Source organism: Virgibacillus kimchii (assembly GCF_055379185.1).
In genome coordinates this window covers 1166459-1182897 of record NZ_AP043951.1, presented here as the reverse complement: position 1 = coordinate 1182897, position 16439 = coordinate 1166459, and the positions used below count along the sequence as shown (strand labels likewise).

Sequence of the window (16439 nt, the reverse complement as noted above, 5' to 3'; positions counted from 1 at the left end):
GAATAAGCTATGACACCTATAACATATGAATACATTAAAACCTGCAAACAAACCGGTGCAAGACTTGGACGGGTGCATACACCTCACGGCTCTTTTGATACTCCAACATTTATGCCGGTCGGAACATTGGCAACGGTAAAAACAATGAGTCCGGAAGAGTTAAAGGAAATGGACGCAAGAATTATTTTGTCCAATACATATCATCTCTGGCTGCGCCCCGGAGAGGATATAATCCGGGAAGCGGGAGGACTTCATCAATTTATGAACTGGGATGGTGCGATATTAACGGATTCCGGCGGTTTCCAGGTATTTAGTTTAAGTGATATGCGGCAAATAGAAGAAGCAGGCGTTCACTTTAGAAATCATATCAGTGGAGAAAAGTTGTTTCTCTCACCGGAGAAAGCTATGGAAATCCAAAATGCGCTTGGTTCGGATATTATGATGGCTTTTGATGAGTGTCCGCCTTATCCGGCTTCCCATGAATATATGAAAAAATCGGTGGAACGAACATCCCGCTGGGCTGAAAGATGCTTAAAAGCTCACCAAAATGAAAATACACAGGGCTTATTTGGAATTATTCAAGGGGGAGAATATGAAGATTTAAGGAGACAAAGTGCTTCAGATCTGGTATCATTGGATTTTCCCGGGTATGCAGTCGGCGGCCTGTCAGTTGGTGAACCGAAAGACGTAATGAATCATGTACTGGAATTCACTACACCACTATTGCCGGAGAATAAACCACGTTATTTGATGGGAGTTGGGTCTCCTGATGCTTTAATTGATGGAGCGATCCGCGGCATTGATATGTTCGATTGTGTTCTTCCGACCCGAGTTGCCAGAAATGGAACATGCATGACTTCCAACGGGAGGCTTGTCGTTAGAAACGCAGCCTACAGCCGTGATTTTGGTCCGATTGATGAGGACTGCGATTGTCATGTATGTAAAAATTACAGTCGTGCTTATATCCGTCATTTAATAAAATGCAATGAAACATTCGGTTTCAGACTTACTACTTATCATAACCTGCATTTTCTGTTAAAATTAATGAAGCAAGTACGAGACGCGATAAGCGACGATCGGCTTGGTGACTTTAAACAAGCATTCTTTGAGCAATATGGTTTTAACAAACCAAATGCAAAGAATTTCTAGCTCGAATGTTGAAAGGAGGGAAATAGATGGAACTGTTAATTTCGTTATCACCGATTATTTTAATGTTTGTGATTTTTTACTTTCTGCTAATTCGTCCACAGCAAAAACGCCAAAAGCAAGTAAGACAAATGCAGGCGGACCTGCAAAAAGGTGATGCAGTTATTACCATCGGCGGTTTGCATGGATCCGTTCATGCTATTGATGAGGATACGATCGTCATTCAATCTAATGACGGTACAAAACTTACATATGACCGTTCTGCTGTGCGAGAAGTGAAACAGTAAAATACTGTATTTCTATCTTACAATCAAACAGGCTGTCCCTGAATAAAGCATTATGGGACAGCCTGTTTTTAGTTTTGGGAGTTTAATATATTGACACCGGCAACGCCGCCAAACAATGCAGCCACTATATATGCTGCGTGATGAATGGACTGTTCCAGAGAAAATCCCTGTTCGAATCCCAGGTATTGTACAAGAAATGTAAATAAAGTGAAGCCCAGCCCTGTAATTATGCCTGTAAACCAGCCTTTTTCTTTGCCTTTTATTCCGGCAACCAATCCCCCTATAAAAAGTGATATTAAACCTATTACCAGTGTCACCCACGTCAGTGCCGGTTCCTGGAAAGTTGTAAACCGGAGCAGGAAACCCAAAATAACACTTGCAAAAAGAATTAAGCCCAGTACGATAATCCATCCATATAGTAACCCAATGAATTGATGTTTCCGCACCAATATCCCCCCTATGATTGTCCATTTATATTAATCCTATTCACAACTGAAAAAAATAGAATAAATAATTTCACTTTTTGTTACATATAGTTTTATGAGGGTGGACAAGTACAGAATTATTCACTGTCTTTGTATGTTGCAACAAACCTGAAACAACCCGTTATATGTTTTTAAGCTCTTGATGAAGAAAGCAGGTGAAAGATGGATATAATTCTTGCGAGTATTATTTTTATTGTCAGTTATGTATTTATTATGACAGATCGGATCAATCGTGCTGTAGTTGCACTGGCAGGAAGCGTGTTATTGCTGCTAACCGGTATTTACACCCCGGACGATGCTTTTGTCAATTATATTGACTGGAACACCATTGCCCTACTGTTTTCCATGATGATTCTGATTGCCATCACGGAAAAAACAGGGTTATTTGCCTACATCGCCATCCGCTTTGCCCAGTTGGTACAAGGGAAACCGCTGCCGTTATTGATGGGGGCAGCATCTCTGACGGCATTTGGTTCCGCTCTGCTGGATAACGTAACGACCGTGCTCATATTTGTACCGATTTTGCTTAAAATAACAAAGCTGCTAAAACTGCCGGCATTCCCTTATCTGCTGGCAATTATATTCAGTTCAAACATTGGAGGAGCTGCAACATTAATTGGTGATCCGCCCAATATTATGATTGGTCAGTCGGTAGAACACCTTACTTTTTATTCGTTTATTATTCATATGGCCCCTGTAGCTATTATTTTGTTTCTATTTCTTTGTTTCGGATTATATGTCGTTTTTCGTAAATCACTGGAGAAAACAGAAACGGAAAAAGAAGAATTGATGAAGTTGGATGCAGATGCACATTTAAAGAGAACACCGATGCTTTATCAATCCGTCACTGTTTTAATTGTAACGATTACCGGTTTCTTAATGCATGCTTTTGTCCATGTGGATTTAACAATTATCGCGCTGTCGGGTGCTATTTTACTATTATTGCTGACAGAGAAAGAACTTGCGGCAGAACATATTTTTGAAAAAGTGGAATGGGTCACTCTGTTTTTCTTTATTGGGCTTTTTATGCTCGTAGGAGGTCTGCAGGAAACAGGTATCATTGATGAAATAACAAGAATGATTGTCATGTCCACTGACGGTGACTATACGAAAACAGCTTTGCTTATATTGTGGGTATCCGGTTTATTGTCCGGTTTGGTGGATAACATTCCATTTGTGGCTGCGATGATTCCGGTGGTGTATGAATTGGAAAGCTATGGAATGGTATATTTGGATCCAATCTGGTGGTCATTGGCTTTAGGGGCATGTCTGGGTGGAAATACGACCTTGATCGGCGCATCTGCTAACGTGGTTGTCGCAGGACTGGCGGAAGGTGCAAACGAAAGGATATCCTTTATCCGTTTTATGCTTTACGGCATCCCCATTGTACTACTTTCATTAATCGTAGCAAGTATATATGTTTATTTCCGATATTTACTGCCTTATATGGGACAATAAAAGAAATTCAGCATATGTTTGCTCTGTAAATAAAAAGAGTCTGGCACATGACAAAAAAATCTATTAAAAAGTCGAACGGTGTACCACATTATCTCCAGCAATATACGTAGACTCCTTGAAAATGCTATGCATTTTCTGCGTGCGATGTAATGCTGCCGAAGCTTTATTTGTCCTGCGGGTAAAAAGGCATCGGCGAGACCACACAGTGAAACATAAATGAAGGCCGACTAAAAACGCCCTTTGCGGGCAACGTCGGCATACCCCTTGTCGGGGCAAGGAGGTTCACCAGCCGCCCGCGGTGAAAGCGTAGTATATTGCCGGAGCGGGTTATGTGCGCTTACGTTCGGCTTTTATTTTAAATATTATGTGATTGTCCAGCCTCTTTTTATAATTCAAGAAAAGATAAAGTTATTATTCAGAGGCTAACTTTCATATCAGTTTAGCCTCGTTTCTTTTATTCCCAGGAGGATTAAGTTTAACGATATGATAGAAATCAAACCCATTTTTGTATGATAGGAATTTGTCTCAGTTCATCTTTTGTAATAAATCTTAACAGGAAGAGAAACACAACATATATCAGGGTGAGCATAACCAGAGAAAGCAGAAACAGGATTAGATTTGGCTCCTGCAAGTCATACACATATTTCACCAGGGAGCCTGCCTGCCAAGTCAATAATAATAACAGAATCATTTTACTGATATCCTTAATTGGAATCCGGAAATGAATCGCTTTATATAATGCAGCCAAATGCAATAATGTTACTAATACGACACCCGCCGACATAGCAATGGCAACACCCATTATTCCAAAATGGGGGCTTGAAGCAAGAAAAAATAAAACGACTAATTTACAACCGGCACCTATCAGGCTGTTCCACATGGCGGGTTTTGCAAGATCCAGTGATTGCAAGGCCGCTTGTAATGGTGCCTGAATATAAAGTAAAATGAAAAAAGGTGCCATTAAAACTAAAAAGTGACTGGCGTTTGCTGTACCGTACATATACGATAAAATGGGTACGGAAAAAAGGGACAGCACAATGGTTGCCAATGCCCCGGAAGCAAAAGAAATTCTGATTGATTGATGAATTCGGTAATGGACGAGCTGTTTATTCAAATTTGCTTCTGCTTCCGATATGGAAGGGACAAGTGCTACGGATAAAGAGTGTGTAATAAAGGTCGGCAGAAATAAGAGCGGCAAAATATATCCCGTCAGCTCTCCATACTGTTTTGTCGCTACCGTAGTGGATATACCTGCCAGCGCAAGGCTCTGAGCGACCAATATAGGTTCCAGAAAGTTTGATATGGAACTGATCACCCGACTGCCTGTGCTTGGCAGTGCTATGGAAAACAACTCTTTTAGCGTAGTTTTGCTGGTTTTTAAATATGAAAAAAATCGCTGGCGTACTTTGATGACTTTTCTCCTTTTAAACTGATGCACCATATAAATCAGCGAAACAAATTCACCTAGAATAATACTGATCATTGCGCCTGCTGCTGCAAATTCCACGCCATAAGGAAGCAATAGTTTAACAAACAAAGCAACAAAGGAAATGCGGACAATTTGCTCGATCACCTGAGAATAGCTTTGCGGCTTCATATTTTGTTTCCCTTGAAAATAGCCCCTGAGCACGGAAGTTATAGCAATAATCGGGACGATAGGGCTGATAGCAAGCAATGGGTATAAGGTCCGTTCGTCTGTTAACAGGTTGGAGGCGATGAATGGTGCCGTGACAATCATGCCAATAGTAAAAATTAAACTGGAAGTACCGGTAATGGCCAATGAAACAACGAGTATTTTTTTAATTTTTTGCTGGTCATTTAACGCTTCCGCTTCCGCCACTCTTTTAGAGATAGCTACAGGAAGCCCGAGTTGAGTTAAGGTCATGACGAGAAATAAGGTGGGCAGGGCCATCATATAAAGTCCAACGCCTTCTTCTCCCATGAGCCGGGCTACAACTATACGGTTAATAAAACCAAGAAAGCGTGTAATCATGCCGGCAGCTATAAGAATTAACGTACCTTTTAAAAAAGTTTGTTTGGTCATTATTGTCGACCTGCCTTCTCAAATTATAAAATTTCATATACAATGATATATATGCAAGAAGAGTGGCCAAGCATGACAAGTTGATGCATAATATATTCTCCTGACAGGTGGGATTACATAAATGGAAATAAAACAAAAGGTATCGGAATGGAAGGCAAGTGTTTATCCGGCATTGGAGTCCAAAGTAAGCGAATTTCATTTAATGGGGTATACCAAGGCAACAGAAGAGGAAATTTGGGAATGTTTAAAACAAAAAGTTTGGAAAGGGGAGCCTGAAAAAAGACTCCATGAAGTAATCCAGGATATTTTTCATTTGAATCCAACAGTTTACATGAATCATCTCACATTAAAAGTCTATCAGGATACCGACTTAATGGATTCCATCAGTGCGGTGATGGATGTTGAAAAGAAATAAATACATAAGCTTTTTTGGAGAAGTAAAGAGGGAGGAATTGTGTTAAATGAAAAAGAGAGGCAGAATTGTTGCCTTTTTTCTGATCGTTATTGCTCTATTTACAACGATTGGAACGACGGTTACAGGAATTGCAAAAGATATTAACTTAGGTTTGGATTTACAGGGCGGCTTTGAAGTGCTGTACGAAGTGGAACCGGTGGATGAAGAACAGGAAATTGATCGGACATTAATGGAATCCACAGTGCAGACTTTAAATGATCGTGTGAACCGCTTGGGGATTAGTGAAGCCAGTATAGATATAGAAGGACAAGATCGTATTCGGGTCCAGCTTGCGGGTGTGGAAGATCAGACAGAAGCCCGAGAATTGCTGTCCACCTCGGCCAGGCTTTCTTTCCGTGATGTGGATGATAACGAAATGCTTGACGGTTCCGATGTTCAGGAGGGAAGTGCAAGACAGGATTTTGATCCGAATACGAATGCACCGATTGTAACGTTACAATTACAGAATGCTTCTGATTTTGCTGAAGTAACTACGGAAATTAAGGAAAAAGGTGCTCCTGATAATTTATTGGTTATTTGGATGGATTATCAGGAAGGCGACTCTTTTCGTGAGGAAGTTACGAAAGAGGACCCAAAATATGTTTCTGCTCCAAGTGTAACGGAAACGCTTAATACAACAAATGTAATGATTAGCGGTAATTTTACCGTGGAATCGGCTCAGCAGTTAGCTAACATTATCAATTCCGGGTCACTGCCTGTACATATGAATGAAATTTTCTCCACTTCGGTTGGAGCCCAGTTCGGTGAACAGGCTTTAAATCAAACTGTCTTCAGTGCGTTCGTGGGTATAGGTTTAATTCTTTTATTTATTGCTTTTATCTATCGCTTCCCCGGTATTATTGCTGCGGTTAATTTAATTGTGTATATTTATATCGTTCTTTTGGTATTTGAATTAATGAATGGTGTCCTCACTCTACCTGGTCTTGCCGCGTTAATTCTCGGTGTCGGGATGGCAGTGGATGCCAATATTATCACGTTTGAACGAATTAAAGAAGAACTCAGGACCGGCAAGTCTGTAATGGCCTCCTTTAAAGCAGGGTTAAAGAATTCACTGTCTGCTATACTGGATGCGAATATTACAACCATGCTGGCCGCTGTCGTGCTTTTTATATTCGGGACAAGCTCTGTGCAAGGATTCGCCACTATGCTGATTGTAAGTATTTTAGTCAGCTTTCTGACAGCGGTATTTGGTACCAGACTATTTTTGGGATTATGGGTAAAAAGCCGTTTTCTGAATAAGCGGAAAACCTGGTTTGGCGTCAAGAAAGAAGCTATTCAGGATATAGCGGATAAAGAGGAACCTGAACCGGTTATATTCAACAGAACGCCAAATATAGTGCAGCACAGAAAAAAGTTTATTTTGGCTTCCGTGATCATGGTGTTACTGGGAACAGTATCCCTTTTACTATTTCAGCTGAACCCCGGCATAGATTTTACAAGCGGTTCCCGAATAGAAGTACTTGCTGAAGAAAGTCTGACCGCCGAGGAAGTGGATGGTGCTCTTGCCGATCTTAATTTGGAAGCTCAATCGATTGTTCTTTCCGGAGACAATAATGAAAGAGCAGCAGCAAGATTTGATACCGTTTTGGATGATGATAAAATAAGGGAAGTAAATGATTATTTTATAGCAGAGTACGGAAATGAACCGAGTGTTGGTGTCGTTTCTCCTATTGTCGGTGAGGAACTGGTGAAAAATGCTATATATGCTGTAGCAATTGCTTCGGTATTTATGATTATCTATGTTACCTTCCGATTTGAACTGTTTTTTGCAATAACAGCTATTATTACATTGATGCACGATGCTTTCTTCGTTTTATTAATATTTAGCATAACGAGGATTGAATTTGATGTAACGATTGTGGCGGCGATTTTGACAATTGTAGGTTACTCCATCAATGACACGATAGTAACCTTTGATCGGATGAGGGAGAATTTGCGTAAGCAGAAAAAGCAGATAAAATCCTTTAAGGAACTCGCATCCATTGTTAACAGAAGCATCATACAGACGATGACAAGAAGCATTAACACTTCTTTCAGTACTTTAATCGCTGTATTGGCCTTTTTAATCCTGGGAGCAGAGTCTATTTTCGGATTTGCCGTTGCGCTGGCAGTTGGTTTAATTGCCGGTACGTATTCTTCCCTATTCCTTGCTGCTCAGCTTTGGCTGATGTGGCGCGGGAAGTCCATTAAGAATAAGCCGGTTGATTTCCGAAAAAAGAAACGTGTGGAAGGCCCACAGGTATAAACAAGCAAGGAAAGGCTATTCCTATTTTAAAGTGGAAATGGGAATGGCCTTTTTGCTTAAATGGAATGGAAATGGGGTAAATATGTATGATAGAGCGAATGCATAAGGAGGTAAAAGAATGAAGGGACAAACTTATGTCATATTATCCATTATTTTAGTTATTATAGTAGCTGTATTTGCAATTGCAAATGTGGAAACGGTGGAGGTTAACTATCTGTTCTGGACCGGGGAATCCCCACTGATACTGATTATATTATTTTCAGTTTTAATGGGTGGAATTATTACAGGGACAGCAGGAGCAGTGAAAGTATTTCAACTCCAACGTGAAAACCGTCTCATGAAGGCGGAAAATGAAAACATGCGTAAAACTCTGAAAGACAGAGGAATATTGAATAAGAACAAACATGAAGTTTCCGGTGGTGATATTAAAGATAAAAATGAAAAAGATAAATAAAAGGAAAACTTTGTGTCTGTTTTGTTTTAAAAAAGACGAAGTCATTGCCCCCCTTGTTTCACTTTTGTATAATAAGTGAGTCAGGGGTGAATTTATGTTACAAAGTAAAGCGAATTGGAAACATGTGGATACCGGAGATTATGATCAATGGATGGACGACTCCATTGAATACTCCCCTGTAATTCGGGAACTGCTATTACAGCGGGGAATAACGACAAAGCAGGCAGCAGACAAATTTCTTTTCCCGGCTATTGAAGATTTATATCAGCCTGAGCAGATGCCCATGATGGAAAAAGCAGCAGCATGTGTTCATGCTGCAGTGGAAAAGCAGGAAAAAATACTCGTTTATGGAGATTATGATGCTGATGGCGTAAGTTCCACGACAGTTCTTCTAAAAACGTTAAAAGAGCTGGGGGCTATTTGTGATTTTTACATACCGAATCGATTTACAGAAGGCTATGGACCGAATGAAGATGCCTTCAGACGGGCTTATTATGATGGGTTTCAATTAATCATTACCGTGGATACAGGAATTGCTTCGATACATGAAGCAGAAATAGCTAAAGAATTGGGCATTGATCTAATCATTACTGATCATCATGAAATTCAGGAAAAAATACCTGATGCTTATGCAATCATTCATCCGAAACACGCTCCTGATTATCCGTTTCAGGAGTTGGCAGGAGTCGGTGTAGCATTTAAATTTGCCGAAAAACTTCTTGGTTATTTTCCAAAACATTTATTGGAGTTTGCGGCAATTGGCACTATTGCTGATTTAGTCCCGTTAATTAGTGAAAATCGGATATTAGCCTATTATGGGCTAAAAGCGATGACGCAAACATCAAACGAGGGCGTAAAGGCTTTAAAACAACTGTGTAATATAGAAGGGAATGTTACGGAGGAAGATATTGGCTTTTTGCTTGGACCAAGGATCAATGCAGTCGGCAGACTCCAGGACGCCGGTTTGGCAGTCCAACTTTTTATGACGGAAGATATGGAGGAAGCCAGGCAAATTGCCGAGGAGATTGCGGAACTTAATCTGGAAAGACAGAGAATAGTTGAAAAGATCGTACGTGAAGCAGAAAAAATGGTCATAGGAGATAAAAAAGAACAGCCGGTGATTATTGTATGTAAAGAAGGCTGGAATGAAGGCGTGCTTGGGATTGTTGCTTCAAGACTGGTACAGAAATATGACAGGCCCGCTATAGTTTTGGCATATAAACCGGATACGGGTGAAGTAAAGGGCTCTGCAAGAAGTATTCCTGCTTTCGATCTATTCACCAATTGTATGGAAGTAAGGAATTTATTCACACACTTTGGCGGACATGCCCAGGCAGCCGGAATGACCCTGCCGTATGAAAATGTGGATCAGCTCGACGTGGAATTGAAGAAGCGTATACTTTCCCGTTTATCCATGGAAGATTTTAAACAGCAGCTTGAAATCAGCAAGTCACTGGGGATTCGGGAAATTGATGAAAACCTCATACATGATATAAATAAGCTGGCTCCTTTTGGGATGAAAAACCCGAAGCCTTTAATTGAAATTAAATCGGTACCGTTTGAATCAAGACAAATTGGTGCCACTAAAAATCATCTAAAGATCCAGTTTAAAGAGGATCATGTTCAGTTAGATGCCATCGGTTTCGGAATGGGAAAACTTTATTCCAAACTCACACCCGACACACCGGTTTCCATTGCTGGTGAACTTGGAATCAACGAGTGGAATGGAAACAAAAAACTGCAAATACTATGTAAGGACATGAAAATTGAAGAATGGCAGTTATTTGATTATAGAGGTAAGAAAAACCTGGACGCAAAAGACGTAGTGAATGATACCGAAGCATCTTTAATAATAACAGATCAGCAAAAGAGTCAACTGCGTCATTCAAGGCAGGTTACATATCAGACTGATCCGGCAACCATAGGCAAAACACAGGATTTATATCTTTTCAGCTTGCCGGATGACCTGGGAAAATTAAAAACAATCATTGCATCCGCAACCCCAGACAATATTTTTGCCTGTTACTATATTGAAAAAAGCAGTTATTTTCAGGCACTGCCTTCACGTGAGGATTTCAAATGGCTCTACATCATATTAAGGAAACAAAAACAACTGGACATTAAAAATGCAATTGGAACAATTATGAAGGCGCGAAACTGGAATAAAGAACAGGTGATTTTTATGTTTCAAGTTTTTCATGAATTAGGTTTTGTTCATATAGATCATGGGGTCGTAAATATAAATAAACAACCGGCCAAAAAAGATCTGAATAAATCACAATCCTATAAAAATAGATTACATGCTATGGAAATAGAAAAAACATTATATTATTCAAGTTATACCGAATTAAAAAAATGGTTCTCAAACTATATGGAACATGCAGAAAATCCCAAGGAGGGAGTATTAAATGGATTATAAGCAATATATTAAAATTGTGGAAGACTGGCCGAAAGAAGGAATTAAATTCAAGGATATCACACCATTGATGGAAAATGGGGAGGCATTTAAATCTGCGGTAAATGAAATTGTGGACTACGCCCGGGAAAAACAGATTGATGTAGTTGTAGGTCCGGAAGCACGCGGATTTATTATTGGCTGTCCTGTATCCTATGCACTGGAAGTAGGTTTTGCCCCGGTAAGAAAAGAAGGAAAGCTGCCGAGGGAAGTTATTAAAGTGGATTATGGACTAGAATATGGAGATAATGTACTGACGATCCATAAAGATGCCATTAAACCAGGACAGCGAGTATTGATTACAGATGATCTGCTGGCGACAGGAGGAACTATTGAAGCGACTATTAACCTGGTGGAACAACTGGGCGGGGAAGTTGTGGGATGTGCCTTCTTTATAGAATTGGGCTATCTTCAAGGCATGGAAAAGTTAAAAGGATACGACGTTTTAACATTAATGCGATTTGAATAAATAAAGATTATTCATCAGGTCTGACGCAGATGAAATGTACTGACGTCAGACTATTCTTTTATAATAAAATGTTTGATTGTACATAACAGCGAGAAAAGCATATAATCAGTAATATATTCATTTTACGCGAAAAAACAGGATTTTTGACTTTTTATAATGATTGTAAGCATAATTATCTAAAAGATGAAAGTATTTATATAAGGGAGTGATATGTCCTCCCTTTTTACGATGCAGACAGCAAATTGGAATACAGACAAGGTGATTGTATGGCAAAAGGTGACATTCTAACAATTGAAGAAATCATAAATAAAGCGGAAAAATATTTATCTGAAGATGATATTTCGTTTCTTTGGAAAGCCTACGAATTTGCAAAAGAAGCCCATAAAGACCAATTTCGAAAATCAGGAGAACCCTATATTATTCATCCGGTCCAGGTAGCGGGTATTCTTGTAGACCTGGAAATGGATGCCGAAACAATTGCGGGTGGATTTCTGCATGATGTCGTAGAGGATACAGAGATAACATTTGAGGAAATTGAGCATGCTTTTAACCATGAAATTGCCTTGCTGGTGGATGGTGTAACTAAACTTGGAAAGATAAAATATAAATCCCAGGAAGCAATTCAGGCAGAAAACCATCGAAAAATGTTTGTTGCAATGGCTAAGGATATTAGGGTGATCCTGATTAAACTGGCAGACCGTTTGCATAATATGCGCACACTTAAACATCTGCCTCCAAAGAAACAGTTTCGCATTTCCAATGAAACGCTGGAGATCTTTGCTCCCATTGCGCATCGTTTGGGGATTTCTACCATAAAGTGGGAGTTGGAGGATACTGCATTACGTTACTTAAACCCTCAGCAGTATTACCGGATTGTTCAGTTAATGAAACAAAAAAGGGAAGAACGGGAAACCTACATTGAAGATGTTATGGACGAAGTTACCAGACAGCTGGATGAAGTGAATATAGAGGCGGAATTGTCAGGCCGGCCAAAGCATTTATATAGCATTTATCGCAAAATGGCCAAACAGAATAAGCAGTTTAATGAAATATATGACCTTCTTGCCGTGCGGATTTTGGTTAATAGTATCAAGGATTGCTATGCTGTCCTGGGAATAATTCATACGTGCTGGAAACCGATGCCAGGCCGGTTTAAGGATTATATAGCAATGCCCAAACCCAACCTTTATCAATCGCTGCATACAACGGTTATTGGACCAAAAGGCGATCCACTGGAGGTTCAAATTCGCACCAAGGAAATGCATCAGATTGCCGAGTACGGGATAGCGGCACATTGGGCATATAAGGAAGGCAAGTCAGTCAATAGTAGAGAAACATATGAAAAGAAGTTAAGCTGGTTCAGAGAAATACTCGAGTGGCAAAATGAAACACATGATGCCGAAGAATTTATGGAAACATTGAAAATTGATTTATTTTCCGACATGGTATATGTTTTTACCCCAAAGGGAGATGTGATTGAACTCCCAAAAGGGTCTGTCCCTCTTGATTTTGCTTATAAAATCCATACGGAAATTGGAAATAAAACAGTTGGGGCTAAAGTGAACGGAAAAATGGAGCCGTTGGACTATCATTTACAAAACGGGGATATCGTGGAAGTTATGACCTCAAAGCATTCCTATGGCCCATCAACAGATTGGTTAAAGTTTACACAGACTTCACAGGCCAAAAATAAGATCAAACAGTTCTTTAAGAAGCAAAAACGTGATGAAAATATTGCTAAAGGAAAGGAAGCAGTAGATAAAGAAATCCGTGCATTTTCCATCGATCCCAAGGTGGCTTTAACTCAGGAAAACCTGCAGCGTGTTTTTGAAAAATTTAACTTCAGCAATGAAGAAGACATGTATGCAGCAGTTGGTTATCAAGGGATCACCGCAGCGCAAGTGGCAACCCGCCTAACGGATAAAATACGCAGCGAAAGGCAGCAGGAACAGGATCTTGCCAAGGCAATTGAAGATGTAAAAACCGCGGATGTAAATGAAAAACAATTACAGAAAAAAGATTCCGGTGTAAAGGTGGCTGGGGTGGACAACCTGCTGGTACGCCTGTCCAAATGCTGCAATCCGGTTCCCGGTGATAAAATTACAGGTTATATAACCAAGGGAAGAGGAGTTTCCGTTCACCGCTCAGATTGCCCTAATGTACAAACGGAAGAAGCTAAACAGCGATACATTCATGTGGAATGGGAAAGGAGCAGCACACACAAAAAGCAGTATCATGTTGACTTGGAAATTTCCGGGTATGACCGGCGCGGCCTGGTCAATGAAGTGTTGCAGGCAGTGAATGAAACCAAAACAAATATTACGTTTGTAAACGGCCGTTCCGACAGAAACAGAATGGCTGTAATCCAGCTGACGATTCTAATACAAAATACTAACCATCTACAGAGAATAGTAGACAGAATCAAACAAATAAAAGACGTATATACAGTAACACGCACACTGCATTAGTCAAAACATATGCCAGGTAGTGCAGAACATATGAATGACATAGTTGCTTGGCCGGAAATAAAGTATTAAAAATCAGCAAACAAACTACTGTAACAAAACCTTGGTAAATTAAGTTTTTTTCAATATGAATTAAAGGAGTAAAATGAATGAAGGCGGTAATTCAACGAGCGAAAAACGCCAGTGTTTCCGTTCATGGTGAGAAGGTTGGAGAAATTGATTACGGTTTGGTTGTACTTCTCGGTGTTACCCATGAAGATACACTGGAAGATGCAAAATATCTTGTGAATAAAATTATTCATTTACGCATCTTTGAGGATGAAGATCATAAGATGAATCGATCACTATTGGATGTTGGCGGCAGTATATTATCCATTTCCCAATTTACACTGTATGGAGACACGAGAAAGGGAAGACGACCCAGTTTTACCCGTGCGTCCAAACCTGATGAGGCCCTCAACCACTATAAACAATTTAATCAGCTTATTAAAGACGAGGGAATACCTGTGGAGACAGGAAAGTTTGGAGAAATGATGGATGTACAGCTTACAAACGATGGTCCGGTAACATTAATTATTGACAGTAAAGACAAATAGTGTATTTTCCGGTTTATATTCAGTTCGTATTCGTATCCGGCAACAGTAGTAATTGCAGACAATACCATCGAAATAAGACTGCCCACCATCAGCCTGTTAGGAGGCTGATGGTGGGCAGTCTTCACATTTCACTCATAAGCAAAATATTTTCCTAATCCATTAATGATACCACTCACGATTTTTCTTTGGTATCCAATCGTTCCAAGAAGCTCTTCTTTCTCTTCATTGGATATGAAACCCAACTCAAGCAGGACTGCCGGTTTTACATTTTGCATAATTACAAGGTAATTCCCATTGGTGGTTCCGCGATCATTCGCATCTGTCGCTTTAATCAGCTCGGTTTGAATATAGGATGCAAGTTTTTCATTTTGCTCTTGAAAATAATAGGTTTCAATTCCTGTTACGTCAGGTAATTCCGGGACGCTATTATAATGAATGCTGATAAATACATCTGTATTCATCGTGTTGGAAAAGCTGATTCTGCTTCCTAATGAAATAAATTCATCATCCGGTCTGGCCAACAGCACATTCGCACCAAGCATCTTCAATTCCTGTTTTAGTTCAGTTGCTGTTAAGAAAGCAAAATCTTTTTCATACGAGCCGGATGCTCCAATCGCTCCAACATCTCTGCCCCCATGGCCGGGATCAATGACAATGGTTTTATCCTTGAACCCTGCCGAGGCGGCTGTCGATTTTTCCAACAGATCTTTATTAATATAGCCGTGCAGATCCTCATCGGTTAGTTCAAACCAGCCTTCTGTTTCTCCGGTAACTTGATATTCACTTCCTTCTTCGGCAAAATGAATAATTTCACTTTCCGTGGAAGGGGCTTGACGAATTTGTGTGTTGTCACGGGGAATAGTAACCGAGGATTGATTGGACTCCTCTATACTATTATCATTTCCTGGTTCGATTGTAATATATTCAATGGCTACCCAGCCAGTATCATTTTCCAATTGGATTTCAGCCCAATCTCCTTCCTGCGAAAGAACTGGATACGTCTCCCCGGTGTTTGTTTGTCCAATTGAATCATACTCCGTTCCCGGACCGCTGCGGATATTTAAATCATTCGCATTAATTACAGCATCGTCTGCTTTCACAGTCTGCATTCCCAGCTGTACAACTAATATGAAAAGCGCTGACATAGTTACCAATATGAATTTATGTAAGTTAAACATGGTTCCCCCCAAAAAAATCAAAAGAATAATTAATGTATCATTCATTATAATAAAAATGAGGTCTATAGGCAAAACTATCTCCTGTAAAGTAATGAAAGGGGAGAAGTGCTTATGCGCAGCCAGGAAAAACAATGGTCGTCCATAAATAATAAAGAGGTGTTTGGCGTTAATTTACATAAATTTATGGAAATGGAGGAGTATGCAAACCACCTGGAGATGGCTCAGGAATTTGGGTTATCCATTGGGGAAGTAAATAAGTTGAAAAAAAAGATAAACCGAACTTGACATTCCCCTCACTATTGCTTAATATAATAGACATTCAAGGATTACAATTCACTACATAATAGCAAACCGATGACGGAATAAGTAGTTAAACCCCACATGCACAGAGAGAAAATATCACCGGCTGAAAATATTTTCACATGATGGCTTAACGAAAGACACTCCTAAGGGTTAATATCGAACTTGAAGTAGGTATAAACGTAATACAGGCGTTAACTGTTTAAGCGGGTGCTGGATCAGCACCAATCAGGGTGGCAACGCGGGAAAACTCTCGTCCCTTTTCACAGGGGATTGAGGGTTTTTTTATATTTTACAGGTAAGAAAGCGTAGAAATTTTTTATTTGCATAATTGCAAGGAAGACTTGAAAATTGCAGTATAAGGGCTTCTGTGAAAGGAAGT

14 protein-coding genes and 1 other annotated feature are annotated in these 16439 nt (G+C 39.9%); of the genes, 11 read left to right on the top strand and 3 right to left on the bottom strand.

All coding sequences use genetic code 11. The annotated features are described in order from the left end of the window. The first annotated feature begins 9 nt into the window (after positions 1 to 9). Positions 10 to 1149 (top strand): tRNA guanosine(34) transglycosylase Tgt, encoded by a 1140-nt coding sequence (gene tgt, locus ACZ42C_RS05975; protein ID WP_461182701.1) that lies wholly within the window; start codon positions 10 to 12, stop codon positions 1147 to 1149. Between the two features lie 26 nt (positions 1150 to 1175). Beyond that, the gene (gene yajC, locus ACZ42C_RS05970) at positions 1176 to 1433 is read left to right on the top strand and encodes a preprotein translocase subunit YajC (protein ID WP_461182702.1); all 258 of its coding nucleotides are present in this window, start codon (positions 1176 to 1178) and stop codon (positions 1431 to 1433) included. A 68-nt stretch (positions 1434 to 1501) separates the two neighbouring features. Here the strand turns inward: yajC and ACZ42C_RS05965 are convergent, their stop codons facing one another. After that, positions 1502 to 1879 (bottom strand): TIGR04086 family membrane protein, encoded by a 378-nt coding sequence (locus ACZ42C_RS05965; RefSeq protein ID WP_461182703.1) that lies wholly within the window; start codon positions 1877 to 1879, stop codon positions 1502 to 1504. Positions 1880 to 2080: 201 nt separating this feature from the next. Here ACZ42C_RS05965 and ACZ42C_RS05960 point away from each other — a divergent pair, with 201 nt between their 5' ends. Continuing rightward, positions 2081 to 3376 (top strand): ArsB/NhaD family transporter, encoded by a 1296-nt coding sequence (locus tag ACZ42C_RS05960; RefSeq protein ID WP_461182704.1) that lies wholly within the window; start codon positions 2081 to 2083, stop codon positions 3374 to 3376. 493 nt (positions 3377 to 3869) lie between these two features. Here the strand turns inward: ACZ42C_RS05960 and spoVB are convergent, their stop codons facing one another. Then, complete coding sequence (gene spoVB, locus ACZ42C_RS05955; RefSeq protein WP_461182705.1) at positions 3870 to 5420, bottom strand: stage V sporulation protein B; 1551 nt, start codon at positions 5418 to 5420, stop codon at positions 3870 to 3872. A 121-nt stretch (positions 5421 to 5541) separates the two neighbouring features. On the opposite strand from spoVB, the gene ACZ42C_RS05950 reads away from it, so the two are divergent. From ACZ42C_RS05950 to dtd, 7 genes are all read left to right on the top strand, one after another. After that, a complete protein-coding gene (locus ACZ42C_RS05950; RefSeq protein ID WP_461182706.1) occupies positions 5542 to 5835 on the top strand; it encodes a post-transcriptional regulator in 294 nt (97 codons plus the stop codon). A gap of 46 nt (positions 5836 to 5881) precedes the next feature. Next, positions 5882 to 8140, top strand: coding sequence for a protein translocase subunit SecDF (gene secDF, locus ACZ42C_RS05945; protein ID WP_461182707.1), 2259 nt, complete (start codon positions 5882 to 5884; stop codon positions 8138 to 8140). A gap of 118 nt (positions 8141 to 8258) precedes the next feature. Then, the gene (locus ACZ42C_RS05940; protein ID WP_461182708.1) at positions 8259 to 8594 is read left to right on the top strand and encodes a LapA family protein; all 336 of its coding nucleotides are present in this window, start codon (positions 8259 to 8261) and stop codon (positions 8592 to 8594) included. Positions 8595 to 8688: 94 nt separating this feature from the next. Then, a complete protein-coding gene (gene recJ, locus ACZ42C_RS05935; RefSeq protein WP_461182709.1) occupies positions 8689 to 11013 on the top strand; it encodes a single-stranded-DNA-specific exonuclease RecJ in 2325 nt (774 codons plus the stop codon). After that, positions 11003 to 11518: an adenine phosphoribosyltransferase gene (locus ACZ42C_RS05930; protein ID WP_461182710.1), complete on the top strand. Its 516-nt coding sequence runs from the start codon at positions 11003 to 11005 to the stop codon at positions 11516 to 11518. Before recJ ends, ACZ42C_RS05930 begins: the two co-directional genes overlap by 11 nt. Positions 11519 to 11784: 266 nt before the next feature. Then, positions 11785 to 13986 (top strand): RelA/SpoT family protein, encoded by a 2202-nt coding sequence (locus ACZ42C_RS05925; protein WP_461182711.1) that lies wholly within the window; start codon positions 11785 to 11787, stop codon positions 13984 to 13986. Positions 13987 to 14132: 146 nt separating this feature from the next. Continuing rightward, the gene (gene dtd, locus ACZ42C_RS05920) at positions 14133 to 14579 is read left to right on the top strand and encodes a D-aminoacyl-tRNA deacylase (protein WP_461182712.1); all 447 of its coding nucleotides are present in this window, start codon (positions 14133 to 14135) and stop codon (positions 14577 to 14579) included. Between the two features lie 128 nt (positions 14580 to 14707). Here the strand turns inward: dtd and ACZ42C_RS05915 are convergent, their stop codons facing one another. Further along, on the bottom strand, positions 14708 to 15757 hold the full coding sequence (locus ACZ42C_RS05915) for an N-acetylmuramoyl-L-alanine amidase (protein WP_461182713.1): 1050 nt from the start codon (positions 15755 to 15757) through the stop codon (positions 14708 to 14710). Positions 15758 to 15868: 111 nt separating this feature from the next. Here ACZ42C_RS05915 and ACZ42C_RS05910 point away from each other — a divergent pair, with 111 nt between their 5' ends. Continuing rightward, complete coding sequence (locus tag ACZ42C_RS05910) at positions 15869 to 16042, top strand: hypothetical protein (RefSeq protein WP_461182714.1); 174 nt, start codon at positions 15869 to 15871, stop codon at positions 16040 to 16042. 60 nt (positions 16043 to 16102) lie between these two features. Continuing rightward, positions 16103 to 16321: a binding site (T-box leader), on the top strand. The last annotated feature ends 118 nt before the right edge of the window (positions 16322 to 16439 follow it).

Excerpts from the sequence above, each read along its gene's own strand:
- ACZ42C_RS05950 (WP_461182706.1), top strand. The coding sequence starts at position 5,542 with ATGGAAATAAAACAAAAGGTATCGGAATGGAAGGCAAGTGTTTATCCG.
- spoVB (WP_461182705.1), bottom strand. The coding sequence starts at position 5,420 with ATGACCAAACAAACTTTTTTAAAAGGTACGTTAATTCTTATAGCTGCC.
- dtd (WP_461182712.1), top strand. The coding sequence starts at position 14,133 with ATGAAGGCGGTAATTCAACGAGCGAAAAACGCCAGTGTTTCCGTTCAT.
- ACZ42C_RS05930 (WP_461182710.1), top strand. The coding sequence starts at position 11,003 with ATGGATTATAAGCAATATATTAAAATTGTGGAAGACTGGCCGAAAGAA.
- ACZ42C_RS05910 (WP_461182714.1), top strand. The coding sequence starts at position 15,869 with ATGCGCAGCCAGGAAAAACAATGGTCGTCCATAAATAATAAAGAGGTG.
- recJ (WP_461182709.1), top strand. The coding sequence starts at position 8,689 with ATGTTACAAAGTAAAGCGAATTGGAAACATGTGGATACCGGAGATTAT.
- tgt (WP_461182701.1), top strand. The coding sequence starts at position 10 with ATGACACCTATAACATATGAATACATTAAAACCTGCAAACAAACCGGT.
- secDF (WP_461182707.1), top strand. The coding sequence starts at position 5,882 with ATGAAAAAGAGAGGCAGAATTGTTGCCTTTTTTCTGATCGTTATTGCT.
- ACZ42C_RS05925 (WP_461182711.1), top strand. The coding sequence starts at position 11,785 with ATGGCAAAAGGTGACATTCTAACAATTGAAGAAATCATAAATAAAGCG.
- ACZ42C_RS05960 (WP_461182704.1), top strand. The coding sequence starts at position 2,081 with ATGGATATAATTCTTGCGAGTATTATTTTTATTGTCAGTTATGTATTT.
- ACZ42C_RS05915 (WP_461182713.1), bottom strand. The coding sequence starts at position 15,757 with ATGTTTAACTTACATAAATTCATATTGGTAACTATGTCAGCGCTTTTC.
- yajC (WP_461182702.1), top strand. The coding sequence starts at position 1,176 with ATGGAACTGTTAATTTCGTTATCACCGATTATTTTAATGTTTGTGATT.
- ACZ42C_RS05940 (WP_461182708.1), top strand. The coding sequence starts at position 8,259 with ATGAAGGGACAAACTTATGTCATATTATCCATTATTTTAGTTATTATA.